Source organism: Gluconobacter morbifer G707, assembly GCF_000234355.1.
Classification (GTDB): domain Bacteria; phylum Pseudomonadota; class Alphaproteobacteria; order Acetobacterales; family Acetobacteraceae; genus Gluconobacter; species Gluconobacter morbifer.
On record NZ_AGQV01000010.1, the window covers coordinates 1 to 25,123 of the forward strand.

At 60.7% G+C, this 25,123-nt stretch carries 26 protein-coding genes; 10 read left to right on the top strand and 16 right to left on the bottom strand.

Annotated elements, in window-relative coordinates:
• Positions 1–105: 105 nt before the first annotated feature.
• Complete coding sequence (locus tag GMO_RS10205) at positions 106–411, bottom strand: helix-turn-helix domain-containing protein (protein WP_040509205.1); 306 nt, start codon at positions 409–411, stop codon at positions 106–108.
• 199 nt (positions 412–610) lie between these two features.
• Between GMO_RS10205 and GMO_RS10210 the strand changes: the two genes are divergently transcribed.
• Both GMO_RS10210 and GMO_RS10215 read left to right on the top strand, forming a co-directional pair.
• Complete coding sequence (locus GMO_RS10210; RefSeq protein WP_050801462.1) at positions 611–1,399, top strand: LexA family transcriptional regulator; 789 nt, start codon at positions 611–613, stop codon at positions 1,397–1,399.
• A 32-nt stretch (positions 1,400–1,431) separates the two neighbouring features.
• Positions 1,432–2,091 carry a hypothetical protein gene (locus GMO_RS10215; RefSeq protein WP_139064444.1) on the top strand — a complete coding sequence of 220 codons (660 nt, stop codon included), beginning with the start codon at positions 1,432–1,434 and terminating at the stop codon, positions 2,089–2,091.
• 398 nt (positions 2,092–2,489) lie between these two features.
• Here the strand turns inward: GMO_RS10215 and GMO_RS10220 are convergent, their stop codons facing one another.
• The 10 genes from GMO_RS10220 to GMO_RS10265 form a co-directional block, all read right to left on the bottom strand.
• Positions 2,490–2,969 carry an NADH-quinone oxidoreductase subunit B family protein gene (locus GMO_RS10220; protein ID WP_008852318.1) on the bottom strand — a complete coding sequence of 160 codons (480 nt, stop codon included), beginning with the start codon at positions 2,967–2,969 and terminating at the stop codon, positions 2,490–2,492.
• On the bottom strand, positions 2,966–4,396 hold the full coding sequence (locus GMO_RS10225) for an NADH-quinone oxidoreductase subunit D-related protein (protein WP_008852319.1): 1,431 nt from the start codon (positions 4,394–4,396) through the stop codon (positions 2,966–2,968). Before GMO_RS10225 ends, GMO_RS10220 begins: the two co-directional genes overlap by 4 nt.
• Positions 4,397–4,401: 5 nt before the next feature.
• Positions 4,402–5,493 (bottom strand): hypothetical protein, encoded by a 1,092-nt coding sequence (locus GMO_RS10230; RefSeq protein ID WP_008852320.1) that lies wholly within the window; start codon positions 5,491–5,493, stop codon positions 4,402–4,404.
• A 2-nt stretch (positions 5,494–5,495) separates the two neighbouring features.
• Positions 5,496–6,017, bottom strand: coding sequence for a hypothetical protein (locus GMO_RS10235; protein WP_008852321.1), 522 nt, complete (start codon positions 6,015–6,017; stop codon positions 5,496–5,498).
• Positions 6,014–6,874, bottom strand: coding sequence for a hypothetical protein (locus GMO_RS10240; protein ID WP_008852322.1), 861 nt, complete (start codon positions 6,872–6,874; stop codon positions 6,014–6,016). Before GMO_RS10240 ends, GMO_RS10235 begins: the two co-directional genes overlap by 4 nt.
• Positions 6,871–8,040, bottom strand: coding sequence for a hypothetical protein (locus GMO_RS10245; RefSeq protein WP_245528476.1), 1,170 nt, complete (start codon positions 8,038–8,040; stop codon positions 6,871–6,873). Before GMO_RS10245 ends, GMO_RS10240 begins: the two co-directional genes overlap by 4 nt.
• 185 nt (positions 8,041–8,225) lie before the next feature.
• Positions 8,226–9,071, bottom strand: coding sequence for an aldo/keto reductase (locus GMO_RS10250; RefSeq protein ID WP_040509216.1), 846 nt, complete (start codon positions 9,069–9,071; stop codon positions 8,226–8,228).
• Between the two features lie 24 nt (positions 9,072–9,095).
• Entirely contained in the window at positions 9,096–10,217 is a 1,122-nt protein-coding gene (locus GMO_RS10255) for an aromatic ring-hydroxylating oxygenase subunit alpha (RefSeq protein WP_008852325.1), read from the bottom strand.
• An 85-nt stretch (positions 10,218–10,302) separates the two neighbouring features.
• Positions 10,303–10,746 carry a DNA polymerase III subunit chi gene (locus GMO_RS10260; RefSeq protein ID WP_008852326.1) on the bottom strand — a complete coding sequence of 148 codons (444 nt, stop codon included), beginning with the start codon at positions 10,744–10,746 and terminating at the stop codon, positions 10,303–10,305.
• The gene (locus GMO_RS10265; protein WP_008852327.1) at positions 10,743–12,230 is read right to left on the bottom strand and encodes a leucyl aminopeptidase; all 1,488 of its coding nucleotides are present in this window, start codon (positions 12,228–12,230) and stop codon (positions 10,743–10,745) included. Before GMO_RS10265 ends, GMO_RS10260 begins: the two co-directional genes overlap by 4 nt.
• A 193-nt stretch (positions 12,231–12,423) precedes the next feature.
• On the opposite strand from GMO_RS10265, the gene GMO_RS10270 reads away from it, so the two are divergent.
• From GMO_RS10270 to rsmA, 8 genes are read left to right on the top strand one after another with little or no spacing between them, the layout of a single operon-like run.
• Complete coding sequence (locus GMO_RS10270; protein ID WP_008852328.1) at positions 12,424–13,221, top strand: 3'(2'),5'-bisphosphate nucleotidase CysQ family protein; 798 nt, start codon at positions 12,424–12,426, stop codon at positions 13,219–13,221.
• Positions 13,218–14,228: an L-threonylcarbamoyladenylate synthase gene (locus tag GMO_RS10275; RefSeq protein ID WP_008852329.1), complete on the top strand. Its 1,011-nt coding sequence runs from the start codon at positions 13,218–13,220 to the stop codon at positions 14,226–14,228. Before GMO_RS10270 ends, GMO_RS10275 begins: the two co-directional genes overlap by 4 nt.
• A 3-nt stretch (positions 14,229–14,231) precedes the next feature.
• On the top strand, positions 14,232–14,711 hold the full coding sequence (locus tag GMO_RS10280; RefSeq protein WP_008852330.1) for a hypothetical protein: 480 nt from the start codon (positions 14,232–14,234) through the stop codon (positions 14,709–14,711).
• Between the two features lie 57 nt (positions 14,712–14,768).
• On the top strand, positions 14,769–15,917 hold the full coding sequence (gene lptF / locus GMO_RS10285) for an LPS export ABC transporter permease LptF (protein ID WP_008852331.1): 1,149 nt from the start codon (positions 14,769–14,771) through the stop codon (positions 15,915–15,917).
• Complete coding sequence (lptG, locus tag GMO_RS10290) at positions 15,914–17,110, top strand: LPS export ABC transporter permease LptG (RefSeq protein WP_008852332.1); 1,197 nt, start codon at positions 15,914–15,916, stop codon at positions 17,108–17,110. The genes lptF and lptG overlap by 4 nt, the downstream gene beginning before the upstream one ends.
• A complete protein-coding gene (locus GMO_RS10295; RefSeq protein ID WP_040509219.1) occupies positions 17,110–19,431 on the top strand; it encodes an LPS-assembly protein LptD in 2,322 nt (773 codons plus the stop codon). Before lptG ends, GMO_RS10295 begins: the two co-directional genes overlap by 1 nt.
• A 2-nt stretch (positions 19,432–19,433) precedes the next feature.
• Positions 19,434–20,828 (top strand): peptidylprolyl isomerase, encoded by a 1,395-nt coding sequence (locus tag GMO_RS10300; RefSeq protein ID WP_008852334.1) that lies wholly within the window; start codon positions 19,434–19,436, stop codon positions 20,826–20,828.
• Position 20,829: 1 nt separating this feature from the next.
• Positions 20,830–21,651 (top strand): 16S rRNA (adenine(1518)-N(6)/adenine(1519)-N(6))-dimethyltransferase RsmA, encoded by an 822-nt coding sequence (rsmA, locus tag GMO_RS10305; protein WP_008852335.1) that lies wholly within the window; start codon positions 20,830–20,832, stop codon positions 21,649–21,651.
• Between the two features lie 4 nt (positions 21,652–21,655).
• Here the strand turns inward: rsmA and GMO_RS10310 are convergent, their stop codons facing one another.
• From GMO_RS10310 to GMO_RS10330, 5 genes are all read right to left on the bottom strand, one after another.
• A complete protein-coding gene (locus GMO_RS10310; protein ID WP_008852336.1) occupies positions 21,656–22,876 on the bottom strand; it encodes an SAM-dependent methyltransferase in 1,221 nt (406 codons plus the stop codon).
• A 144-nt stretch (positions 22,877–23,020) separates the two neighbouring features.
• Positions 23,021–23,602, bottom strand: coding sequence for a 50S ribosomal protein L9 (gene rplI, locus GMO_RS10315; RefSeq protein WP_008852337.1), 582 nt, complete (start codon positions 23,600–23,602; stop codon positions 23,021–23,023).
• 10 nt (positions 23,603–23,612) lie between these two features.
• Positions 23,613–23,894: a 30S ribosomal protein S18 gene (rpsR, locus tag GMO_RS10320; RefSeq protein ID WP_040509224.1), complete on the bottom strand. Its 282-nt coding sequence runs from the start codon at positions 23,892–23,894 to the stop codon at positions 23,613–23,615.
• Positions 23,895–23,899: 5 nt separating this feature from the next.
• On the bottom strand, positions 23,900–24,382 hold the full coding sequence (rpsF, locus tag GMO_RS10325) for a 30S ribosomal protein S6 (protein ID WP_040509228.1): 483 nt from the start codon (positions 24,380–24,382) through the stop codon (positions 23,900–23,902).
• Positions 24,383–24,545: 163 nt separating this feature from the next.
• The gene (locus GMO_RS10330) at positions 24,546–25,118 is read right to left on the bottom strand and encodes a GNAT family N-acetyltransferase (protein ID WP_008852340.1); all 573 of its coding nucleotides are present in this window, start codon (positions 25,116–25,118) and stop codon (positions 24,546–24,548) included.
• Positions 25,119–25,123: the final 5 nt, after the last annotated feature.

Genomic DNA, 25,123 nt, shown 5'->3' on the forward strand with positions numbered 1-25,123 from the left:
GCCCACGCTCCGCAATGGAAGCCGCCAGGAACTCGACCCATGCCGGGTCCACCGTCCGCAGACGATCACCGACCTCGATCTGTGACAGCGGGATCTCAATGACGTTCATGCCGCCACTCCGTTTCTACGAAGATCAGCAGAGGATTCCACAGTAGAAATCCGACCAGCACGAACGGAGACGGGCGTGCCGTCATACAGAAACCACTCAGGCCATACATCATGCGGCAACATGTTCATGTCTTTTGCGACCAGGCGCTGGATCGGCAGGGAATATCCCTGCTGGCGGATCGCGTTCGACACGGCATGAACCGTTTTCCCGATCTTCTTTGCGTAAGCGCTCAGGCTGCCGTATTTCATACGGAAGTGCGCCACGATCTCCTCGGGGTGCATTCCTTTTGGCTTTCGTGCCATGATAACTCTCCTCGACCGGGGCGGTGCCAGCCGCCCCTTTTCTTGACCCCCATCACCGGGAACTTTCGCGGTCCCGTTTGCTCGATAGGATTGACGGTGAGAATACACAATCCGAAACTCTCAGCAAGCACAAAGTCTCGTTTCGTAGTTTCTTCGGTGAGCATTTTTGTGGATAAGTCCGACAAAGGGCTGTTTCTCAATGCCTGAAAAGCCAAAAAAATCTTCAGAACAAGATTTCGCAGTTTCGGATCGGAACTCCGAAGCCGATACTCCGAGTGAGCGGCTTCGGAGAGCCGTAAAAAACGCTGGCGGCAATCAGCAGGTCGCTGCACGCGCAAATGTGCCGCTGGCATCTTTGAACGCCTACATAGCGGGGCGTGAGATGCGTATTAGTGCAGCATATAAGTTAGCAGATGCCTGCGGCGTATCTCTGGAATGGCTAATTACTGGTGTTGAAAGCGGATTAGCGCTGCCTTCCATCATGCGTGGAATTGAGACAATTATAGACGGGAAGACTGGAGAGCCGCAGCCTCTCACGGAAGTCATCGAGTTCCCGAAATATGAGGTTCGGCTTTCCGCAGGGCATGGATCAATAGCCCAGTATACTCAGGAAATTATTCCATCATTCCTTGCTCTGCCTCGCTTTTTGCTTCCCAAGGAAATCATTGCGGCAGCCCCGCACCTGATCGCCGTGGACGTATCCGGCGACAGCATGGCGCCAACCCTGTCAGATGGAGACACGCTCCTCGTAGACACGCGCGTCCAATCTGTAATCTCCGGAAGCGTCTATGCCATCCGTGCGGATGACGAAGTTCTAGTCAAACGCCTAAATCGACACTTGGACGGCAATATCGAAGTTATAAGTGACAACCCACGCTTCAAGCCTCAAATAATAGAAGCTAAAACGGCTCGCCGCCTCTGGGCTGACGGAGAAGCCCCCCTAAAAATTATCGGGAAAGTACTTTGGAGAATGGGCTCAGCAATTTGATGGCCGCTCCGAAAATCAAGAAGGACACTCCGATGATTGAGTTCTTCAATCTTGGCGCATCTTTATCTAATCCGAAGCCGCGACCTTACAAAATCGAAGATAGACATAAGTTTTCACCTGACGAAGCCGATTTCGACAGAGTAAAAAATCACTCGTATCTGAAATTTATATGCTTACCAGATTATCAATCTAGGATCGATGAAGTTGCATGGCTCGACATTATGTCTGGAGACCCGAAATATTTACGAGACTTTGTTCGAAATTATCTATTTTTATCGGAATTTCGTTGGCCATGGATGGAAAATGTAGTTGCGGATTTCGACAATAAAGGAGGACGCCCAAAACTTTGGAAGAGTTACGGCGTAGACAAACAAGTACAAGTACCTGTGGATGTATTTTTTCAGGCTTGGGTGGGGCAGGCTACCATGATGACCCGAGCAATTTCAGACATGCGTAACTTTAGATCTATCCTAGAATTTGATCCTAACGCGCGCTTCATTGCGCGTCTTGCTTGCGACGACGCTTCTCCCATGGAGCAAGAACTCTGCCGTAAGCGCAATGATAGGCTCACGCAGGCGATCATAGAGGATGACCTGGATGGATACCTATCCGGATACCCGTTAGATTATTGTACCGTGGATTACTTTTCGGAACGACAGGCGGAAAGGCTTCTCGGTCTTAAAGCGTCCTAAAACACTTCTCAAACGGCGCTAAGCCACGAAGCCTAAATGCCGGTTCCGGTTCCAAACTGTTTGTCTCTATCGCCTGAACTGGATCACCGAAGGCAAATCGCTTCAAACGGCCTCTTTCTGGGCGACCGTCACATCGCGCCCGGGAAATCGCCGTTTTAGATCCCATGAGATCCCGCAACGTCCCGGACAATCCCACTTCCTAGTTCTCCCATACTGACTGTCTTCCCTCATAGGCGACAGTATAGTACCGTTACAATCTAGATTCAGCCACCATAACCAGAATATGGTGGCTGCAGACGCTCTATCAGTTCGTCCGTCAGCCAGTACAGGTCGCTCATTCCCAGTCTCCTCACGGAGGCTAAAACAGATTTCCACACTCAAATCAATGGGCCCTGAGCCTAGCGCTCCGCCAGTTCCTGAAGCCCCAGCAGAATGTCCTGCGGCGAAGGCGGACAGCCCGGAATCATCCGCCGGACGGCCGTCAGAGCCCTGAGACCGCCCAGAACCGCATAGTTCGTCGCAAACGGCCCGCCATCCACAGCACACCCCCCGACCGCAACAAGGCTGCGGCCGGGCGGCATCTCACGCCAGACCCGATTCAGCATATCCACACAGTTCCGGGTCAAGGCCCCCGTCACCAGCAGCCAGTCCGCATCAACCGGGTCCATAACCCGCCGGAAACCGGACCGCTCCAGCGCGAACGCACTGCCACACAGCGCCTCCACCTCCATGAAACAGCCTTCGCACCCCCCCGTCTCCAGCACATACAACCCGATGAGCCGGTCACGCCGCACAGAATGCTCAGCGGAAGGCCGCCAGCGGGAAGCGTCCAGAAAAGCCTGAAGCAGCGTCACCGGACCGGGACGATGGTCACTCACAACGCAACTCCCGCAGGCGACAGAGCCACCGATTCCAGAGCCAGGGACAGCATCTCCGGCGGATGCCCGCGCAGCATCCTCCCAAGAACAGGCAGAAGCGACACACCCGGGTCACGGCTCTGCACGCCATCAATGCGCCCGTTTTTCAGACGCACCCAGTACCACACATCCCCACGCGGCCCTTCCGCCACACCAATACCCTCATCCGTCTTCTCCGGCGCAGGCTCGTCATCGTCCATGCCAATACTCGCCAGAATACGCTCGATCAGGGTCAGCGAGTCCCGGATTTCCGACAGACGGACAGCATCACGCGCCTCCGCATCGCCCGCACTGGCCCCGGTGGAGCGCAGGGCATCCAGACGCATCCCCGCTTCCCGCCGCCGCATGTCCAGCGCCCGGCCACTCGCCCGCCCCGTCACACCCCCGACCGCAAAATCCTCCGCCAGCTGAGGCGTCAGCACCGCCACCCCCCGCAAACGCGGCCCGAACACACGGCACAGTTCCCGCAATCCGGTCAACCGGGGCGCAACAGCATCATGCACCGCCTGAGCCAGCGGCACCGGCTCCAGCCCGACCCGGAACCCATCGCACGTCACCACATCCGTCAGGCGACGCGGCACTCCGCAGTCCTGACACGCCAAGGCCACGGCCTCCCGCGCATGATCACAGTGCGTCGCCAGAATCCCGGCATCCATGGCCCGCGCCGTCCGCGCCATATCAAACAGATGCATCGAAATACGCTCGATTTCTGCAAGCAGCATCCAGCAGTCCCGCACACCCGGCCCCGGCCGCAGCCCGCGCGCCTGGGCAACAGCCCGGACAAACGCCAGCGGATGCGCCACAAATCCCCCCGCCGTCACACGCGAAATGACCGGCAGAGCCTCCTCCGGCGTCTTCCCCATGATGCGCGCCAGAATCCCCCGATGCGCCAGCCCCGCGCTGATCCGGACTTTCTCCACCCGGCTGCGGACAACATCAAAAGACAGCCCCACCGGCCCGCTCAGCCCCGAACGCTCCGGCAGCAGCCAGTTCCGCCCCCCCAGAGGCCGTAACATGCCAGCCGCAGGCCCGGGCCGGGACGACAGCGGCCAGGTCGCCTCCCATCCCCCTTCATCCAGAGCCGGCAACCCCTCCCCACATGACGCCATGGCCTCGACCCCATACAGGTCATACGCCACGCGCTCTCCCCATTCCGCCGCAGGGAAACGGCTCGATGGCGCAACATACCGCCTGTCCTCAATGGCCGTACTGGCCATCAGCGGACAGTCCCCCTCCAGAAGCAGGACATAAACCCGCTTTTCATCCGCCCAGCAGGACACGAACGGCAGCGCAGGCCCAGAAGCCCCCAGCAGCGCGGACCACTGCCCTGCATCCAGATGCCAGTGCGACAGGGCAACACGCTCCCCGCTCCGCAGAATGGACGCCATCTCCCTCATGGCCGCCACCCCGCCACCGGATGCCAGACCAGAACGAACGGCCCGCACAACCCGCAGACCAGAAGCGCAAGTTCCACCATCGGCCCTACACCACGCCGTCCCTTTTCCCGCAGAGGAAGGAGACGCATGGTCCGCACCGCCATCAGCCCCGGCAGCAGACACAGCACCAGCAGCACCAGAGCCCCCGGATCAAGCGAACGGCCGATCCCGACCAGCGCACAGAAAACCGGCCAGGGCGCACCACCCGCCGCAAGGGCTTCCGCGCTGCGTCCTTCATGACGCAGATCCATGAACGCCAGCCCGAGCGCGGAAACGAGAAGAAGGATCATCGCCCCGCCTTCGTTCACGGCCGCCGCAATGGCGCCAAGCGCGGAGAGTGTGGGCAGCGAAACCACGCGCTCCGTCCGCTGCGCCACAACCGTCATCACCAGCGTGCCAAATCCCGCCACCAGCACCAGAAGATGCACCAGCGGGTGACTGTTCATCCGCAACATCAGCATCAGGGCCGCAAAACGCAGACCGGTATCCAGCAACGCCGCTTCCGGCCCGGCAACCGGAGACGGCCCCAGCCCCGCCATCATGCACAGCCCCACCGTCAGCAGCACCGCCCCCAGCGGCGACTGTTCCATCGGCAGCAGCGCAGCACCCAGAACCGCCAGCACCACACCCCCCAGACGGCTGCGCGCCATGTCCCACACGATCGCGGCCCTGCGCGTTCCCCGCCCTTCCCGCCAGGCCAGAAGGACCGTCCCGGCCCCGCACAGAACCGTCACCGCAAAGGCCGAATGGACGTTCAGCGCCAGCAGCGCACAACCGGTCACCAGAAACGGCAGGATACGCCCCGTCCGGTCCTCCGCGGGCGGCAGCAGCAGCGGCATGAAAGCCACGACGCTCGAAGCCGCCGCCGCCAGCGCATCGACCCCCGGCAGAAGCCAGACAGCCAGCGGCGTCATAATGACGCCGGCCACACTGAACGTCATGCTGCTCGCCGTCTGGCGGTTTTCAGGCGTCAGGAGAAGAAGCAGAGCGGCCAGCAAAGGCCAGACAGTCACGGCAAACAGGGTGCCAATAGGAGCAAGCGGATGCATCTTCAGTCTTCCTCCACCCTGCGCCAGGCCAGCCGGGGCAGCAGCGTCACACCCAGCGCACCCAGCACCGCCCAGAACGCCAGCGCCGCACCAAAAAGCACCCAAGACTGCAAAACACAGGCCATGACAATCAGCCCGTCCGCCGCGCGCAGCAGCGCCGTGAACTGGACGAGCGGCGCACCAAACGCAGCCCCGCACAGCCCCGCCAGAACAGCCCCGGCCCCGAGCGCCGGCACAAGACCCAGACTCGCCCCCGACACACCCAGCGCCAGAAGCAGCAGCAACGTCCCCAGAACCGGCAGAACCGCCTGCTCATCCGGCGTCTCAGGCGCAAACCGCCGCAGCCATGCCCACGCCCCGACATTCAGCCCCACAAGAGCAATGGCGGCGAGCAGCGCGAACGTCCCGCCCGAGACGGTCCCTCCGGCAAAGGCACAGACCAGCCCATACAGCGGCAAACCGCGACCATCCTTCCCCAGCCCGGCCAGAGCCAGCAGAAGCAGAAGTCCAAATCCGGCAATCATGTCGCAAACCTCCCGGCCAGCGCCAGCAGGAGGGCAAACCCCGCAAACAGGGCAGTCAGGCGTCCACTTCGCTCCTGTCCGGTCAGACGCAGCCCCGTCAGAACCAGGACCGCCAGCAGCATCCGCCCCCAGAGCGCCCCCAGCCCGGCGCACCAGCCAACCATCCCCTGCCCGGCAAGACCGATGCTGATGGGCAGGGCAAGATCCGCCAGAAGCAGAACCCAGCCACAGTTCAGCACATCCGCCAGAACCCGCCCCGCTTCCCGTGTCTCGCGCCCGCGCACCGCACCCATCATGAGTGTCACGTCACCCGATCGCAGAGGCGGACAGGCAATGCCCAGCGCGAGCGCACAGGCCACCAGCGCACCCTCCAGTCCGGGAACCGGTTCGATATGCAGCATCGCCGCCAGACCACCCAGACCATCCGCCCCCGGTGCGCCAAGCGCAACCAGCGCTTCCGTCAGACACAGGACCAGCAGGGCGGGCAGAATGCGCCGGACTTCCTCACGCAGGGTCACAAGCCCCAACAGCGGACGGACGGACAGCAGCAGCGTCCCCATCATCAGCGGGTCCGCAAGGGAAATCAGGGCCGTCCCCGTCGTCACCGCGGGAAGCGCCAGCAACACCACAAGCAGGGCCGCCAGACACAGGGCGAATGACGGCGGAAGCGGCGCCACGGAAAGCAACCGCCAGAACCGCGCGGCCTGACGCCACCGCTGCCCCGGCCCGATCACCGCTTCCCCGTTCAGCCAGCGCGGCAGCACGTCCAGCATCCATCCGCAGACAGGCGCCAGAACCAGCAGGAAAACCAGTTGAAGCAGGCTCTCCATCCCTGCCAGAGCCACCTGTCCCATCATGACATCAGCCCCAGCATCGCCAGAACCAGCCCGAGCAGAAGCAGCCACAGCCCCATCGCGGACTGCCGCATGTCAGGCACCCGCACCGAGCGCAGACCCGCCAGAGCCCTCAGGCGCGCCTTTCCCCCCACGATCAGCCGCCGCACCGCCCAGGACAGGGACGGCGTTTCCTCGAACAGTCCGTTTTCCGCGCCCGCCAGACGGTCCAGCGCGGGCAGAAGCGCCGCCGCGCCCTCGACAAGCCCGTTCCGCACCCGCCAGGGCCGCACCAGCACCAGCCAGAACAGCCCCATCAGCATCATCACGGCCATCAGCCGCAGATGGGCTCCGTCCCCACCGCCAACCGACCAGACCGGCCAGACCCAGTCACCCCCCATGAAATTCAGCACCGGACTGACACAGCCGAAAACCACCACCGGCAGAAGCAGCACGCTTCCCGCCAGAGCCAGAACGGCGCCCCCCGGCTGCACGGGAAACTCTCCCTGTCCGGGGCGACGGCCAACCGTCAGCACATCCGTCAACGACAGCACGCCAATCAGCAGCGCCACCAGCACGCCGACCACACTCCAGCCATCCATCCCCGCCGACAGCCCCAGCGCAGCATGAATGCCCAGCCACAACACAATAAAACCGGGAAAAGGCGGAAACGGCAGCCGCAGACACATTAGCAGCGGCACAAGACGCGCAGCAGGCACGGACAGCGCCAGCAGCACAAGATCCAGCAGCATCGCTTCCGTCGCGACACGCGCGGTCGTCGCCAGCCCCTGCACCTCCGCCACCACGATCAGGGTCATGAGTAGAGGAGGACGCAACAGGCCCAGATCGCCCGGAACACGGGCCGTCAGCACCGCCCGCGCCAGCAGCACAACCGTCAGCCCCCCGATCCCCACCACACAGGTCAGCGGATCGAGCACAATGGCATGCCACAGCATCGCCACGGCCAGCAGACTGCCAGAAACGGGAAAAAGAGCCCCGTCCCGACTGACCAGCGCAGGCCAGTACAGAACCGGGAAAAGCGCCAGAAGCGCAATCGTGCGGTCAGGAAACAGCACGGACAGCAAAAGCGCCGGGACGCTCCAGACGGCAGGGCAGCTTTCCCGCTCCTGCGTCAGCAGCACACCCAGCGCCACGGCCAGGGCCACCGGTGACACACACAGTACGGCCACCAGCGCCGCAACAAGAACAATCCATCCTTTCCCGGCCCTGCTGTCACGGTCAGCCTTGAGAGAAGCCGGAAAACACAGGACAGCAAGGGCGAGGGAAACCGGATCCGTATAGAACTGTGCAAGAAAGGTATTCAGGGTTCGATCCGGGCATCAGGGTGGAGATGGCCCGTATCAAATCACGGCCATCAGATCATGGCGAGAGATACCTTGCGTTTCGGCGGAGGGAAAGCGGCATCCAGCGTTTTCAGATCGTCGTCCGTCAGCGTGATCTCCATGCTGGCGATGTTTCCGGCAACATGCTTCGGAGACCCGGCTTTCGGAATGGCCAGGATATTGGGCCGCCGCAGAACCCAGGCCAGCGCGATCTGCGCGGCATCCGCCGGGCCGAGAGAGGTCTCATGCCGGGATGCGACTTCCTTCAGCGCCGGATGGTCCAGCAGTTCGCCTCCCTGCCCGAGCGGGGAATAGGCCATCGTGACCGTACCGGATTTCCGGTCATGCTCGAGAAGATCGAACTCCGTGCCGCGATGCTCCAGATTGTAGAGAACCTGATTGGCCAGACAGTCATCGGAGAGACTTTCGATCTCCTCCATATCGTCCACGTCGAAGTTCGACACTCCCCAGCCCCGGATCAGCCCGTCATCCTGAAGCTCCCGGAACGCCCGGATCGTCTCCTCAAGCGGCGTCCCGCCGCGCCAGTGCAGCAGGTAAAGGTCAAGCCAGTCCGTATCGAGATGCTTCAGGGACCGGCGGCACGCCTTGTGAACCCCGTCATAAGACGCATTGGACGGCACCACCTTGCTGACGAGATAAACCTCGTCCCGCACATCGGCGATCGCTTCCCCCACAAGCTTCTCGGAGCGGCCGTTACCATACATCTCGGCCGTATCAATCACCCGCAGCCCGGCCTCCAGCCCCTGCTGCAGGCTCCTGATCTCATCGGGGCGGCGTCCCGCGCTGTCCCCGACGTTCCACGTCCCCATACCAAGGGCGGGCACTGTCGTTCCGTTCCGTAATGTGACGGTTTTCATCGGGGATTCTCCTTCGCTGTTCCGTCACACAACGATACGCGGGCGCTCTTGTTCCTCATTTTTCTCCACGGCCTCCGGCACACCTTCCGGAGGCACCCCGTTCCGGACCAGCAGGGCGCGGAGCTTCTTCACGATGGGGAAGACCTCGACGTTATGGTCCCCGCCCAGTTCGTTCCACGCCTTCTGCTCCAGTTCCATGATCTGGCGGTCTTCCTCGAAGATCCGGTTGGTGAACACACCCAGCGCCGGCCAGATCAGATCGATCAGGAACGGCGTCTGGGGCCGCAGAACGGACAGCAGACCAAACGTCTGGGTGCTTTTCCCATCCGCCGAATTCGGCACATAGACGCTGAACAGATCCATGATCAGATCCCCGTCCTTATCGTGGATCTGAAGCGTCTGATACGGATAGGTCGTCCGGATGCTGACAACCTCCTCGACCGGCTGTTCCCGCGTCGGATCATCGTGATGCTTGCCGAAGATCAGGCGTTCCGCCAGCGGCTGCTGGTTGCCCGTCCGCGCAAAACTGTACCGTGCCTCGATGAAGTTCTCGCCTTCGTCCTGCCCGAGGAAACGGGCCCGGATCTGCCCCATCTGCCGCCGGTGAAGGAACTGATGGTTCATGTCCATCAGGTTCTCGTGCAGGAACGTGTAGTGACATTTCACCTGCGGGCTGAACAGACGCGTCTTGAACGCCGGATTACTAACCTGCGCCAGCTTCGGCAGCGGTGTCGTCTCCGCCTTTTCCGCATCCCCGGGGAAAATGAAGATCATCCCCCCCACCTCGCGACAGGGATAGGTCTTCACACCATTCGGCAGCTTGCCCTTGCCCAGATAAGGCACGTCGATGCACCGCCCCGAGCGGCCATAGGCCCACCCATGATAGCAGCACTGGACCGCCTCACCGCTCACCTTGCCCAGACTCAGCGGCACCTGACGATGCGCGCAGCGGTCCTCCAAGGCAAAGACGCTTCCCTCTTCCGGCCGGACCAGCGCGATCGGATGCTTTCCGAAGCGGCGCCCGACGGTTTTCCCCCGCTTTACATCCTTGGACCAGGCAATAGGATACCAGTAGTCCGGATTGATATCGACACGACGGAGGTCAGTATGACCCGGCGAGGCGGAAGAAATCGAAGCAATTGACACAGTAAGGCATCCTGTCCTGTGAAATGTCAGTGCCCGTGAATATAGCAGAGATACCGCTCATGACCACGCCTGACCGCTGAACGCCCTACCCGGCCTTTTTCCAGCCCCGGCTTTCCTGCTTCCAGTACACAAGCTCGTATCCCGCCGATTTCAGCAGAACCCAGCGCTTCCGCGCCCGCTGGACAGAGTCCGGATTTCCGCCGTCAAAAAGATCAAAGACTCGGGTAAAAGACGGGAAATCATCCTCCCCCGCACCATCCACCCGGAACAGGAAACGTGCCCCGTTCGGCACGTCCGACCCGTCCGTCAGCCAGATCGGCTGACGGGCCTCATGCCCTGTTTTCGCGGTCCCATGCGGCAGCCACACCGGATCGCGGCAGGCCCAGAGCGCGGTGTCGAGCGCCATAACCGCCGCCGCATCCGGGCAACGCACGACCGCACGCTCCCCGGCCTGCAGCGTCCTGCCGAGGAGGGCCGGAAGCGCCTCCTCAAGCGGCGTGCGCGTCAGATGATAGAACCCGACGTTCACACGCGGCCATTATGCTCGTGCATCTGCACGAACCGGTCGAGCAGCCGCACGCCAAAGCCTGTCGCCCCCTTGGGCGCGATAGGCGATGCCGTGTTTTTCCAGGTCGTTCCGGCAATATCCAGATGCGCCCACGGCGTCTCACCCACGAACCGCTTCAGGAACTCCGCCGCCAGAATGGCGCTGCCCGGCCGCCCACCGATATTTTTCATATCCGCGATGTCGGAGTCGATCTGCCGGTTATAGGCCTCACCCATCGGCATCCGCCACAGCCCTTCCCCGACCTCCTGCCCGGCGCCGAACAGTCCGGACGCCAGCGCATCGTCATTGCTGAACAATCCCGCATTCTCATAACCGAGACTGACCACGATCGCGCCGGTCAGGGTCGCAAGATCGATCATCAGTTTCGGCTTGAAACGGTCCCGCGCATAGGACAGCACATCCGCCAGAACCAGCCGCCCTTCCGCATCGGTGTTCAGAACCTCGATCGTCTGCCCGTCATAGGCTTTCACGATATCCCCCGGACGCTGTGCATCACCGGAGACCATGTTCTCCACCAGCCCGACAACACCGATCGCATTGACCGCCGCCTTCCGCCGCGCCAGCGTGCTCATCAGCCCGACAACCGTGGCCGCGCCACCCATGTCGGTCTTCATTTCATCCATGCCGGCCGCAGGCTTGATGGAAATACCACCACTGTCGAACGTCACGCCCTTTCCGATAAAGGCCAGCGGCGCTTCCTCGCCACCGCCCCGATGCCGAAGGATCACCGTCCGCGGCGCGCGGGAACTGCCTTGAGCTACCCCCAGCAGCGCCCCGAAACCCAGTTCTTCCATCCGGTCCCTGTCCAGTATTTCCACCTCGAGACCAAGTTCACGCAGACCTTCAATTCTCTCCGCAAATACCTCAGGATAAAGGATATTCGCCGGCTCACTAACAAGGTTCCGGGTCAGGAAAATTCCCTGAGATACCGCCTCCAGGACTGTCCAACGCGCCTTTGCCCCTTCAGCATCCGAAACAGCAACCTTCAGGCTTTCCAGCGCAGGCCCGGAAGCCGCCTTCCTGGTCCGGTACAGATCGAAATCATACCGTGCCAGACGTGCCCCCAGTGCCGCTTCCGGAGCAAACGGCTCGAGCCCATCCGTCAGGGCCAGAATGCCCTTAGCCACACCTTCAATGGCCTTCACCGCCGTTCCGGCTGCATTCTCGACATCAACTGCATTCGCCGCTTCGCCAGCCCGGCCACCGCATCCAACCAGAACGATCTGGGTCAACGCCTCGGACGGCGCCAGAAGGGACAGGCTCTTGCCCTTCTCCCCGGTGAAGCCCTTCAGCGCAACCGCACGCAACAGCGCCCCGTCACAGGCGTCATCCAGCGTCTGGAAAACGCCACCTTCAAGGCTGTCCGCCCCCTGACAGAGAAGAGCCACCGCAACGGGCGATGCCGCATTGAGAGAGGGAAATGAATCAAACGTGATGTCGAGCATGATGATCCTGCCAGCAAGGGAACAAGTTGTACTCCCGTTATCGGAAACAGCGACCAACCACACAAGGGGGAGGCTGCCCGCAGCCTGACCCGGAACAACAGTCCGGGAGGAACAGAGCGGGTGTATTTTTTCCCTCATCAAATCCATGGGCTTTCCTCATGACGAAAAGCCTTTCATGCAGTAGCCTGCGACAATGAGCTCAGATCCCCGTCCAGCGGTCTCCCCTGATGACGACCGCGCCCTGCTTGCCCTGGCCTTCCGTCTGGCATCGGAAGCCTCGACCATTATCAACGACATCCGCGCCCGTGGCTTTCACACGGAACTGAAGAAAGACGCCTCTCTCGTCACGGAAGCTGACCGCGCTTCCGAAGAGCACATCCTTGCCGGCCTGCGAGCGGCATGTCCGTCCATTCCGGCCATCGGGGAAGAAGAGATGTCGGCCGGAATCCAGGTCAGCACCGGAGACACCTACTGGCTGGTCGATCCGCTGGACGGGACGCGGGGTTTTTCCTCCGGAGGGCGGGACTTTACCGTCAATATCGGGCTTGTCCGTGGAGATCGTCCCGTTCTGGGCGTCGTGGCACTCCCGGGATACGGACAGATTTACACGGGCGGTGACGGTCTGGGCGCCACGCGCTTCGAAAATGGCCGGAGCGAGCCAATCCATACGGCAGCCCCTCCACCGGAAGGGCTGCGCGTCCTGGCCTCCAGCCATCATGGCAATACGGAACTGCTCAACCGCTGGCTGGCGGGACGCAAGGTCAGCTCCGTCGTCAAGATGGCCTCGTCCGTGAAGTTCATGCGCGTGGCGGAAGGAGATGCGGACTTCTACCCCCGTTTCGGACCGACCATGGAATGGGACACGGCCGCCCCGCAGGCCATCCTCGAAGCGGCAGGGGGCGCTCTGCTGGATGAAAGCGGTCAGCCCCTGCGCTACGGCAAGCCGGAACGACGCAACGGTTCCTTTTACTGCACGGGAGGACGTGCATGACGGATCAGCTGAAAACCGAACTTCTTTCTGCCGATACAGCCGGAATCCGCCGTGCTGCCGAACTGCTTCGCGAAGGACGGCTTGTCGCCTTCGGAACGGAAACCGTCTACGGCCTTGGCGCCATCGCCACATCCGACCGCGCAGTCGCACGGGTCTTCGCCGCCAAGGGCCGTCCACGTTTCAACCCGCTCATCAGCCACCTGCCCGATGCGGAAAGCGCCTTCGCACAGGCCAGCCTGAGCGGTCGAACAGAAGAACTGGCCCACATCCTGGCCGCGAAATTCTGGCCCGGCCCCCTGACGCTGGTCCTGCCCCGCTCCCCAACCTCTACCATTTCTGATCTTGCGGCCGCCGGGCTGGAAACGCTGGCCCTGCGTGTTCCACGGGGAAAAACGGCCATGGCTCTCCTGCGGGAGGTCGGTCTGCCCGTCGCTGCCCCATCAGCCAACGTCTCGGGAACGGTCAGCCCGTCCGATGCCCAGCATGTCCTGCGCTCGCTGGACGGAAAAATCGACGCCATCCTCGATTCCGGTCCCTGCTCCGTCGGGGTGGAGAGCACCGTGCTTGATCTGACGCGGGAAACGCCCGTTCTGCTCCGGCCCGGCGGGATCACACTCGAGGCCCTGACCGAAGTTATCGGGAAAGTCCATCATCCCGACGACTTCACAGAGGTTCTCCCGGCGTCCCCCGGCCGTCTCGCCTCGCATTACGCGCCTTCCCTGCCCGTTCGTCTGGACGTGACGTCCGTTGAACCGGACGAAGCGCTGCTGGCGTTCGGCAAACCCCTGCTTGGCGCCGGCGCGACATGGAACCTGAGCGAAACGGAAGATCTGGAGCAGGCAGCCGCCCGCCTTTTTGCCGGATTGCGTTTTCTCGACACGGAAGGCACACGCCGCGGCCTGAAACGGATTGCCGTCCAGCCTGTCCCGCGCCACGATCTTGGCCTCGCCATTCGCGACCGTCTGCGCCGTGCTGCAGAGCCACGCGGGCCGGACATGGCGTCCTGATTTATGGTGCAGTCCTTCGACCCGAAAGACATCAAGGTCCTGTCTGACATTCTGGCGCTCGTCCTTGACGAACAGCCTGGTCAGGCCCAGGCGGCTTTGGAAACAGTGAGAAGCCGGGCGCGACGCAGCGGAGTAACTGGCGGGGCGCTCAAGAACCTGTTCGCCAGCCTCGCCTCTGACCCGGAGCGCCGGGGAAATGCCGAGCGCGAGAAAGCACTCCGCGACCAGATCACCAGACTGGAGCGGGAAGAACGTCGTCTTCGCGTCGAACTCCGCACGGCTCACCAGACCCTCGACCGCACCCAGATGGACAAGTATGTCCTCCAGAGCGAACTGGTCACCCAGCGGGCCTATCGCCCCTATCGCCGAATGGCGCTTATTTTCGCCGTCGGAGCAGGACTTCTGTCCGGAATTGCCGCTACGCAGTTCTATCACACACTGACCCGGCATACGCCTGTCGACCGGGCAATCTATCTCAGATAGTAACTCTTTCCGTTTTCCGCCTTCCTCCCGTCACACGCTCAGGATAGATGAAAGGCCATGGCCTCATCCCCCGGCATTTCCGGACGGCACCGTCTGCCGCTCCTCGACCAGTATGTTCTCCGTCAGCTGCTAATTGCGCTTCTGGCGTTGACGGGGGGCGCCGTGGCGCTAATCTGGCTGACCCAGTCCCTGCATTTCGTCTCGATGGTCGTGCAGCATGGACTGTCCCTGCGCGTCTTCATCCAACTGACTTCGCTGATGCTCCCGTCCTTCGTGGCGGTTATCCTGCCCATCACGACCTTTCTGGTGGTCCTGTTCGTGTACCAGCGCATGTCCGGGGACCGGGAGCTGACAGTGATGCGGGCCGCGGGGCGCTCTCCGCTTGAACTGGCGCGCCCCGGCCTGCTCTGCGCGCTGCTTTCCGTGTTGTTCTGCTATACGCTGACGCTCTGGCTGGCCCCCGTTTCCTACCACGCCTTTCACCGTTACGAGTTTCAGATCCGCAACCGAATGGCGGCGTTCCTGCTTCAGGATGGAGTCTTCACCACCATTTCCAGTGACATGACGGTCTATGTCCGCTCCCGCGACAGCAACGGACAGCTTTATGGTGTCCTGGTGGAAGATGACCGCGATCCCGACGCCCATACGACAATCCTCGCCGAACGGGGCACGATGGTGGTCGTGAACGACAAACCGCGTGTCGTGCTTTATAATGGCTCACGTGAAGAGATCGACCGTCATACCGGACGCCTCAATGTCCTGACCTTTGGACGTAACACGATCGACCTGACCTCATCCCGTCAGAACAACCACGAGGACCGGGACGCGGCGGAAATGTCCCTGCATGAACTGTTCCATCCTGACCCACACGAAGTCTCGGCCCGTGACCGGGGCAAGTTCGCCGTGGAAGGCTGGCACCGCCTGACCTCGCCCCTGACGGTCCTGTCCTTTGCCATGATTGGCCTGGTCACGGTACTGCGCGGCGCTTTCTCGCGTCATGGCAACATCACCCGCCCTCTGACCGCCATCCTGACCGTTGTCGGACTGCTAGCGCTTTCCCTGATGCTTCAGAATCTCGCCGGACGGAACCTTGCACTCGTGCCCCTGATCTGGATCGAAGCCCTCCTGCCTGCAATCGTCTGCGCTGGCCTTCTGTTCGCTGAGCAATGGACCGGTACGCGGCCGGAAAAAGGGAAACCCTTATGAAGGCATCCCCTTCCGCCATGGAAGACAAACGTGCCTGGGTGGCGTCCTTTCTGCATCTCCTACGCTCCCGCGACAGACATGCCGGTTTCTCAACGACACTTGCCGTCTATATCGCCCGCCACTTCACCTTCAGCACCATTGCCATGGTGATGGCGCTGACCGGTCTGGTCTCGCTGTTCGACTTCATCGACCTGCTGCGTCGCGCTGCCACGAAACCCAACGTGCCGACAAGCCTGGTCGTGGAAATCGCCGCCCTTCATATTCCCTATTACGTCATTTACGTCCTGCCTTTCGGAATCCTGCTGGGCGGAATTGTCTGCTTTTCGCGCCTGACACGCTCCTCCGAACTGATTGTGGCCAGGGCAGCCGGGATCTCGGCCTGGCAGTTTCTGGCCAGTCCGCTGTCCTGCGCCATTTTGCTCGGTTTACTGACAACGACGGGCATCTCCGCTCTGTCGTCCAGCATGTTCCGACAGGCGGAAATGCTGGATCAGACCTATCTCAGGACGGGTGGCGGTCCTCTGACCCTGAAAGGCGGTGTCCTGTGGCTGCGACAGGCAGATGACGGGCTAGTTCCGCACGGCGTGGCGATCCTGCATGCTCTGGATGTGCATCTCGATCACAAGAATCTTCTGGTTTCCGGTGTGACGATCTTCCGGCTGGACGATCATGATCACCTGATCGTCCGCGTTGAGGCGCCTCATGGCGAACTGGCCAACCGGGAATGGACGCTGCATGGCGCCTCCCTGCTGCGGCCCGATCATATGCCTCAGCAGATCGGAGAACTGACCCTGCCGTCCGACCTGACCGTCAGTCGCGTGCAGGAAAGTTTCGCCTCGCCTGATACCCTGTCGGTTTTCGCATTGCCGAGTTTCATCCATCTGCTAGAACGGTCGGGGTTTCCGTCAATTCGTCACAGGCTGCATTTCCAATCCCTGCTGGCACTTCCCATTCTGGCAGGGACCATGGCATTGGTATCGGCAGGGTTCTCGATGCGTCCCGCAAGACGCGGCGGTGTGGCCCGGATGCTTGGATCGGGGATTGCTGCAGGCTTTGCACTGTTCACCGTTTCGAAAGTGGCTGAACAGTTTGGTGAATCCGGGGCCTTGCCACCGGTACTAGCGGCCTGGGCGCCGACCGGGGCAGGCCTCTGCCTTGCCGTCGCGCTTCTGCTGCACATGGAGGATGGTTGATGACGGTGCCCCCGTGGCTCCCCAAACGTGTCCGCAGACGTGCCTCTCTCGCGGGAGCTGCCCTGGTCGGCACTTCGGCGCTTGTGACACCCCAAGACATGCTCGCCAACACAACACAGCGTGCCAACACGCATATCATCGTCGTGGGCCGACCGACCTCCCAGAGCGACCCCATGACCTATCTCACCGACCGTGAAAGCTATGCCAAAAATGGTATAGTCACATGGAAGGGGAACGTCCGCGTCTGGCAGGGCGACCACGCCATGCGTGCGGACAAGATCACTTATGACCGCAACACAGGTGTTCTGTCGGCCAAAGGTCATGTAGCCATTGTGGAGCCGGATGGCAGCACGACCTACGCGGATTACATCGAGTTCAGCCATGGCATGCATGACGGCATCGGAACCGCCATCTACATCCGCATGGAAGACAATGCCAAACTGGCCGGCAGCGGAATGCGTCGCACCAATGGTCTGCTGAATGACCTTTCACATGCCGTCTATACAGCCTGTCAGGTCTGTGAAAAGAAGCCGGACGCCCCGCCTTTCTGGCAGTTTCAGGCTTATGACGCCACCCAGGACGTCGAGCACAAGCGCATTGAATTTGACCATGCCTGGCTGAAGATGCTGGGCTTTCCGGTCTTCTATTTTCCGTTCTTTTCCATGACGGATCCCTCCGTCAAGCGGCAGAGCGGCTTCCTGATGCCTGGCGTCAGCCCGCATGACCGCTATCTCGGCACCTATGTCACGATTCCGTATTTCTGGGCGATCGACAAGCAGCAGGATCTCACTGTCCGTGGCCTGTTCTCAAGCAAGACAGGCCCCGAACTGACTAGCGAATATCGCAACCGTATGAACTTCGGACAGGTCGATATCACCGGTGGCATCGCTTACGACACGCATCACGAAAGCCAGTTCACAAACGCATTCGGTAATGAATCCGGTTCAACGAACGAATACGGCATCCAAGGGTACGTCTTCGCCCGCGGTGACTTTGCCATCAACCGCAACTGGCAGGCTGGCGCGAACATCAACCTCGCCAGTACCGCCAACTACATGCGTGATTACCGCGTGCCGGGTTACGGTCAGGAAATGCTGAACTCCAACGTCTTCATCGAAGGCTATGGCGTCGGCTCCTATCTGCGCTTTGACGGACAGGCCTATCAGGGCCTGAACCAAGGTACCATCCGCAACGCCGACCTGCCCTGGGCGCTCCCGCGCCTTTCCTATGATTTTCAGGGACAACCGGATATTCTGGGCGGACGCTTCAGTCTGCACACTACGGACTTCAACCTGTGGCGCAAGAACGGTGTTTCTGATCAACGCGGCGAGCTTCAGATGCAGTGGGACCGGCCGTTCCATAACCGTCTCGGCCAGCAGTGGCTTCTGACGGCCAGACTGGATTCCAACGTTTATCACGCCACCAGCCTGTACCAGCAGCCGACCTATTATCCCGCCCATGGCAGTCAGGTGTCCGGACAGGTTCTCCCGACCATCGCCATGAAAATGAACTGGCCGTTCCTGCGCAGCTTCGCCAAGGGACACGGCTCCCAGATCTTCGAACCCATCATTCAGGCGATTGCAGCACCAAATACCGGCAATTCCTCCAACCGCAGCATGCCGAATGAAGACAGCCTGTCCTACGAATTTACGGATACGACGCTGTTTTCCCTCAACCGCTATCTCGGTACGGACCGTCTTGACGGTGGCCTGCGCGGCAATGTCGGCATTCACCAGAATTGGACGTGGAACGGTCATTCCGTGGATGCCCTCTTTGGTGAGAGTTTTCAGCAGCACATCGACCATAACCGTATTCCCTATTCCGGGCTGGACCATCATCTTTCTGATCCGGTCGGCCGTGTCCGTGTCACGCCCAACCAGTATGTGGATGTAACGGCTCGTGGACGGTATAATCCCTGGACCCGCCAGTTCGATTACGGCGAAGGCTTGCTGAGCACCGGCATTCCGGCTCTGCGCTTCACGGCCGGTTATGTCTATGCCCCCGTCACGCCGTATTATTACTACGCGACTGATTACCGGACGCAGGGTGTGAACGCTCCCTATGTTGTCAAGACCAGCGAAATTACCGGCGGCGTTTCCACGCACTGGCGCCAATACCACGCCTCCGCATTTTTCCGTCGCAGCCTCTCTAGGAAACAGTTCGTCGCGAATGGCGCGACGATTGGCTATGCCAATGACTGTTTCGGGCTGGATGTGATGTACATCAAGCAATATACCCGTATTGGCGGTGAACAGCGGAACACCACGGTGCTGTTCAATTTCACGTTCAAAACGATCGGCACATTCGGAATCAACGGCTGAGCATGTCCAAGACCTCTCGTACCGCATTTACGGCCCTGGCTGCCCTTCTGGCATTTTCTGCCGCCATGCCCGTCATGGCCAGACCCCATCATCATGCCACTACCCAGGCTGACGATGCCGACGCAAAAACCACGAAAGACGACAGGACCAAAAAACCGGCGGAACCGGTCCGTCCCCCACCGGAAGATCAAATTCTGGCGGTTATCAACGGACAGGTCCTGACACAGCGTGACGTGGACAACCGCGCCAAACTGTTCGTGCTGTCCACCGGTCTGCCCGTCAGCTCCGAGATCATGGGGCGCATGCGCGGCCAGATCATCAACCAGATGATTGATGAGCGGCTCAAGACACAGGAAATCCTCAGACGTCATATCAATGTCGAACCTGAGCAGATCGCAGCTGCCATCAGCAACATCGAACAGCGCAACGGCATGCCCAAGAATGCCCTGCGTAACCGTCTTGCCTCTGACGGCGTCTCCCTGACCACGCTCATTGACCAGATCCGCGTACAGATCGGGTGGATGCAAGTTCTGCGGGAGCAGCTTGGGGCCGAGGGCCGCATCACCGCAACGCAGATCGCCCAGCGTGAGGAAGCCCTTCAGGCCGAGCAGGGCCGCCCGCAATACATGATGAGCGAGATTTTCGTCCCCGTGCCCGACCCGCGGCATGACGAAAGCGAACTGGCCTTCACCAAGACCATCATCAACGAGCTTCGCGAAGGGGCCCCCTTCCCGATCGTAGCCGCGCAGTTTTCCCAAGCGCAATCCGCGCTCGATGGCGGCTCGATGGGCTGGATGCAGGAAGACAACCTTGACCCGCAGGTCGTCAGCATCGTTCGTCAGATGCCGATCGGCGCTATCTCGAATCCCATTCAGGTTGCGGGCGGCTTCGTGATCGCCACAGTGCAGGCCAAGCGCGTCGTGGGTAAACAGCTCGGTACTCTCCTTGATCTGCGACAGGTCTTCTTTCCTTTCGATACGCCGCTGAATCCGCAGAATCCAACCGATCAACAGAAGCTGGCCCTTCAGAAGGCCACACATGCCATCCAGACCGTTCACAGCTGCCCCGAGATGGAAGAACTGAACAAATCGCTCGGAGAAAAACGTCCGAGCAATCCGGGAGCCCAGATCATGGAGCGTCTGATGCCACAGATGCGGGCTATTCTTGAGCCTCTCCCCCTTAACCATGTCAGCCGTCCGCTGGTCTCCACGGACGGTATTGCGCTTCTCATGATCTGTAACCGGCAGCAGAAGAACCTTGCCCAGCAGTCTCCAAGCGAGATCGCTGATCAGTTGATGAACGAACATGTCGAACAGGCGTCCCGCCAACTCCAGCGTGACCTCCATCGCCGGGCCGTCATCGATATGCGCCCGGCTGCCAAGCCCGGCCTACACTGAAATGACGCTGCCTTCCCTGCGAGAAGCCATTCAGGCTCATGGGCTGGATGCAAAAAAATCTCTCGGCCAGCACTTTCTCCTTGATCCGGGTATCTGCGCCCGGATCGCAGGTCTAGGCGGCAATCTGGAAGGCCGTACCGTCGTTGAAATCGGCCCGGGTCCCGGTGGTCTGACGCGCGCTCTGCTGGATACCCCTGCCCGTCAGATCGATGCCGTCGAAATTGATGAACGGGCATGGCCTCTGCTGGAAGAACTGGCAGCGCATTATCCCGGACGACTGAACATCATTCGGCAGGACGCTCTGAAACTGGATGCGGCCGCTCTCGCTCCCGCTCCCCGACAGATCATCGCCAACCTGCCTTATAACGTTGCGACGCCCCTTCTGGTCGGTTGGCTGCGGCAGGCCAAGGAATGGGAACGGCTTTCCCTGATGTTTCAGCTGGAAGTCGCGGAACGCATCTGTGCCGAACCAAGTAGCTCAGCATACGGACGACTGGCCGTTCTGGCTCAGTGGTGTGCGTCCTGTACCGTTGCGCTGCGCATTCCACCCGGCGCGTTTTCTCCGCCGCCGAAAGTTCACTCCGCCGTTGCAGTCCTGATCCCACATACGGAACAGCCTTCTGCATCCCTGTTCCGGGCCATGGAGCAGGTAACCGCAGCGGCTTTCGGGCAGCGCCGTAAAATGCTGCGCTCTTCTCTCAAAGCCATTGGCGGGGAGAGTCTGCTATCCCAAGCAGGGATTGAACCCACACGACGGGCCGAAACCCTGAGCGTGGCGGAATTCGCCCGGCTGGCGAAACTATATCTCGCCAGCCGGATGTAACCTCTCAGGCTGGCGTCTTTTCCCGCTCCCGATCGAACATATAGTCACGTGTAAACGGAACCGCGTCGATCGAGCGTGTCAGTTGAAGCTGGAAGTTCATGTGTCCCTGCACGCGAAATGCCAGTTCGCTACCAACAAGATACATTTCAAACATGCGCAGAAAGCGCTCGTCATACATTTCAAGAATCCTGTCGCGGTTGGCATCGAAACGCTTGCGCCATTCCGCAATGGTACGTGCATAATGCAGCCGCAGGATTTCACAATCCGTCACCCACAGTCCACTTTTCTCGACAGCGGCAAGTGTCTCACTCAGGGCAGGCGAATAACCCCCAGGGAAGATATACTTCTGGATCCAGGGGTTAGTCGTCCCCGGCCCGTCCATCCGGCCAATGGAATGAATCAGCGCAACGCCATCGGGTCTGAGACAGGCCTTGATCTGGTTGAAGAACCGCTCGAACTGCGGTTGTCCCACATGCTCGAACATCCCGACAGAAACGATACGGTCGAACTGATGCCTGATCTTACGGTAATCCAGCAATTCAAAGCGGACCTGCTTGTCCAGCCCTTCTTCCTTCGCCCGACGCCGCGACACATCCAGTTGCTCCCGTGAGAGCGTGATACCCAGAACCTGCGCGCCATAATCCTTTGCCAGTGTCAGGGCCATTCCACCCCAGCCACAGCCGATATCCAGCACTTCAAGACCCGGCCGATCCAGATTGAGCTTGCAGGCGATATGGCGTTTCTTGGCCTCCTGCGCTTCTTCCAGTGTCATGTCAGCGCACTGGAAATAGGCGCAGGAATACTGCCGATCCTTATCAAGAAACAGGTCGTACAGCCTGCCGTTCAAATCATAATGGTGCGCAACATTCCGCCTGGAGCGCTTGAGGGAGTTGAGCGTCTTCAGAGCACGGGTTACATACCGGAACCGCGCCTCTAGTTCACTGAATATATGCCCCTGATCCTCGATATTGATCATCAGGACAGTCAGAAGCGTTTCAAAGGAACATCCTTTGGGCTTAAGTTCGCCCGCCATGTATTCTTCGCCGAAAGCGAGTCCGGAATTGAGTACAAGCGCCCGTTCGGCACGTTTCGTCAGCAGATGGAGGCCGGCTTCCAGCCCCGGTTTGGACCCACGATAGGTCCGGACGACGCCATCACTGTAAGTAACACGCAGCGACCCTGTCTGGATAAACTTCCTCAGGACGAAATCCAGTATCTGTCTCATGTCACCTCCCTTTGTTCATGCGGCCAGAATGCATGAAATTCTTGATGGTTCTGTCCGGGTACCCTACGATTACAGGACCGGAAACAAAAAAAACCCGGCACGGGAAGATCCCGGCCGGGTTTTTCTGTTGTGCTTGCAGCGAAATCAGCCTTCGGCTTCTTCCGGAGCGGCAGCCTCTTCCGCGGCGTTCTCGGCCTGCAGTTCACCAAGGATGTTTTCATCCTCTTCCTGCACGCCGATTTCCTCGCCACGCGCCTGACGCTCGGCTTCTTCTGTCGAGCGGGCGACGTTGACAATCAGCGGAATGGACACTTCCGGATGCAGCACGATGCGTGCTTCCGTCAGGCCAAGCTGCTTGATCGGGTGCGCCAGAACAACCTGCTGACGGGAAACCGTCAGGCCGGCTTCCGTAGCGGCAGTGGCGATGTCACGGGTGGAAACGGAGCCATACAGGCTGCCGCTGTCACCGGCCTGACGGATAATGACCACGGACAGGTCATGCATCCGCTCGGCAAGACGCTCAGCCTCTTCGCGCTTCTTGATGTTCTGAGCTTCCAGCTGGGCGCGCTGGGTGTCGAAACGCTTCTTGTTCTCGGCCGTGGCACGCATGGCCTTGCCCTGCGGCAGAAGGAAGTTACGGGCATAACCCGGCTTCACCTGCACGAGGTCACCCATCTGGCCGAGATGCTCGACCCGCTGCAGCAGGATCAGTGCGGTCTGGGACATGTTGCTCTCCTCAGTTCACGACATAGGGGAGCAGGGCGAGGAAACGGGCGCGTTTGATCGCCTGTGCCAGCTCACGCTGCTTCTTGGCCGAAACAGCCGTGATGCGGCTCGGCACGATCTTGCCACGCTCGGAGAGGAAGCGGCTCAGCAGGCGCACATCCTTGTAGTCGATCTTCGGCGCATTCGGGCCGGAGAACGGGCAGGACTTGCGACGACGGTAGAACGGACGGCGGGCGCCAACGGCGGTGCGACGGGCAGCCGGGTTCACTTCGGGGGTGGTTGTCTCGGACATGATTCTTACTCCGCTCCAGCCGCCTCACGAGCATCATCCTGCTCGCCGCGTGCGCGATATTCCTCACGATCTTCACTGCTGCGACGGGCGCCGCCACGGCCGCTCTCGAAACGACCGGACGGCTTGGAACCGCCACGGAAGCCACCGCGCTCGCCACGGTCATCGCTCTTCCGAGCCAGAACCGGAGACGGGTTCTCATCGATCTCGTCAACGCGGATCGTCAGAACACGCAGGACGTCTTCGTTCAGACCAAGCTGACGCTCCAGTTCACGCAGGGTGTCCGGTGTGCAGTCGAGACCGAGCAAGACATAGTGGCCCTTGCGGTTCTTCTTGATGCGGTATGCCAAGGAACGCAGACCCCAGAATTCGCGCTTCTGGATGGAGCCGCCATTCTCGGTCAGCAGGGTGTTGATGTTCTCGACTAGGGCTTCAACCTGAGCCTGGGATACATCGTTACGTGCAATGAGCACGCTTTCGTACAGTGGCATGAACACTCCCTTCGGATATGGTCAACCCGGACTGCTCCGACCCATGCCGGAAAACAGCGCCCGATTTTTCGTCGGAGCGTGGGTATAGCCGGTGCGACGCCACATCGCCCGGCAGGGAAACGCTGGCATTAATCATGTCACTGACTCAAAGGCAAGCGAAACTTCAGAGTCGTCGCAGGCGCTCTGGAAGATAGTCTACCGGAACGTCCCATTCCTCCCGCACCACGGATCGGACCGTGAATCCTGCCCGATGGTAATTCGGCAGGGCATGAGGATGATCGAGGCTGCAGGTATTGACGCGCAGTCGCCAGCCTCCATTTGCGAAGGCCTGCGCCACGGCACAGTCCAGTAATACGCGACCCAACCCCTTGCCTACAGCGGATGGGACAAGGCCGAAATAGGCCAGATTAGCATCTCCCCGCTCCCGAAGGTCCAGTTCGTAAAACCCCAGCGACTCTCCCGCAGCATCCCACAACACCATGAAATGCACATCCGGATCGTGAAGAATGGCGGCGAGTTCGGCATCCGGCATGGGACGCCGCATCCACCAGCAGTATTCCCCACCGACTTCCTGATAAAGCCGGCGATAGAGCGCAATCGCCGGAGCATCGACACGTGTCAGGGACAGACCGTCCGGGACTACGGGAAACGGTCGTGGCACCCGGGTCTCCAGGAACGTGACCTCCACGACCAGACGGGCCGTGGGAGACGAGGGAAAAGGCCGCTCCCGCAGCATGACAG

Coding starts and splice junctions, on each gene's coding strand:
- rplI (WP_008852337.1), bottom strand. CDS start 23,602: ATGTCCCAGACCGCACTGATCCTGCTGCAGCGGGTCGAGCATCTCGGC.
- GMO_RS10250 (WP_040509216.1), bottom strand. CDS start 9,071: ATGAAAACCGTCACATTACGGAACGGAACGACAGTGCCCGCCCTTGGT.
- GMO_RS10295 (WP_040509219.1), top strand. CDS start 17,110: ATGACGGTGCCCCCGTGGCTCCCCAAACGTGTCCGCAGACGTGCCTCT.
- GMO_RS10205 (WP_040509205.1), bottom strand. CDS start 411: ATGGCACGAAAGCCAAAAGGAATGCACCCCGAGGAGATCGTGGCGCAC.
- rpsF (WP_040509228.1), bottom strand. CDS start 24,382: ATGCCACTGTACGAAAGCGTGCTCATTGCACGTAACGATGTATCCCAG.
- rsmA (WP_008852335.1), top strand. CDS start 20,830: ATGACGCTGCCTTCCCTGCGAGAAGCCATTCAGGCTCATGGGCTGGAT.
- GMO_RS10240 (WP_008852322.1), bottom strand. CDS start 6,874: ATGATGGGACAGGTGGCTCTGGCAGGGATGGAGAGCCTGCTTCAACTG.
- GMO_RS10310 (WP_008852336.1), bottom strand. CDS start 22,876: ATGAGACAGATACTGGATTTCGTCCTGAGGAAGTTTATCCAGACAGGG.
- GMO_RS10210 (WP_050801462.1), top strand. CDS start 611: ATGCCTGAAAAGCCAAAAAAATCTTCAGAACAAGATTTCGCAGTTTCG.
- GMO_RS10280 (WP_008852330.1), top strand. CDS start 14,232: ATGGTGCAGTCCTTCGACCCGAAAGACATCAAGGTCCTGTCTGACATT.
- GMO_RS10265 (WP_008852327.1), bottom strand. CDS start 12,230: ATGCTCGACATCACGTTTGATTCATTTCCCTCTCTCAATGCGGCATCG.
- GMO_RS10270 (WP_008852328.1), top strand. CDS start 12,424: ATGAGCTCAGATCCCCGTCCAGCGGTCTCCCCTGATGACGACCGCGCC.
- GMO_RS10275 (WP_008852329.1), top strand. CDS start 13,218: ATGACGGATCAGCTGAAAACCGAACTTCTTTCTGCCGATACAGCCGGA.
- GMO_RS10300 (WP_008852334.1), top strand. CDS start 19,434: ATGTCCAAGACCTCTCGTACCGCATTTACGGCCCTGGCTGCCCTTCTG.
- GMO_RS10225 (WP_008852319.1), bottom strand. CDS start 4,396: ATGGCGTCCATTCTGCGGAGCGGGGAGCGTGTTGCCCTGTCGCACTGG.
- rpsR (WP_040509224.1), bottom strand. CDS start 23,894: ATGTCCGAGACAACCACCCCCGAAGTGAACCCGGCTGCCCGTCGCACC.
- lptF (WP_008852331.1), top strand. CDS start 14,769: ATGGCCTCATCCCCCGGCATTTCCGGACGGCACCGTCTGCCGCTCCTC.
- GMO_RS10330 (WP_008852340.1), bottom strand. CDS start 25,118: ATGCTGCGGGAGCGGCCTTTTCCCTCGTCTCCCACGGCCCGTCTGGTC.
- GMO_RS10235 (WP_008852321.1), bottom strand. CDS start 6,017: ATGATTGCCGGATTTGGACTTCTGCTTCTGCTGGCTCTGGCCGGGCTG.
- lptG (WP_008852332.1), top strand. CDS start 15,914: ATGAAGGCATCCCCTTCCGCCATGGAAGACAAACGTGCCTGGGTGGCG.
- GMO_RS10215 (WP_139064444.1), top strand. CDS start 1,432: ATGATTGAGTTCTTCAATCTTGGCGCATCTTTATCTAATCCGAAGCCG.
- GMO_RS10230 (WP_008852320.1), bottom strand. CDS start 5,493: ATGCATCCGCTTGCTCCTATTGGCACCCTGTTTGCCGTGACTGTCTGG.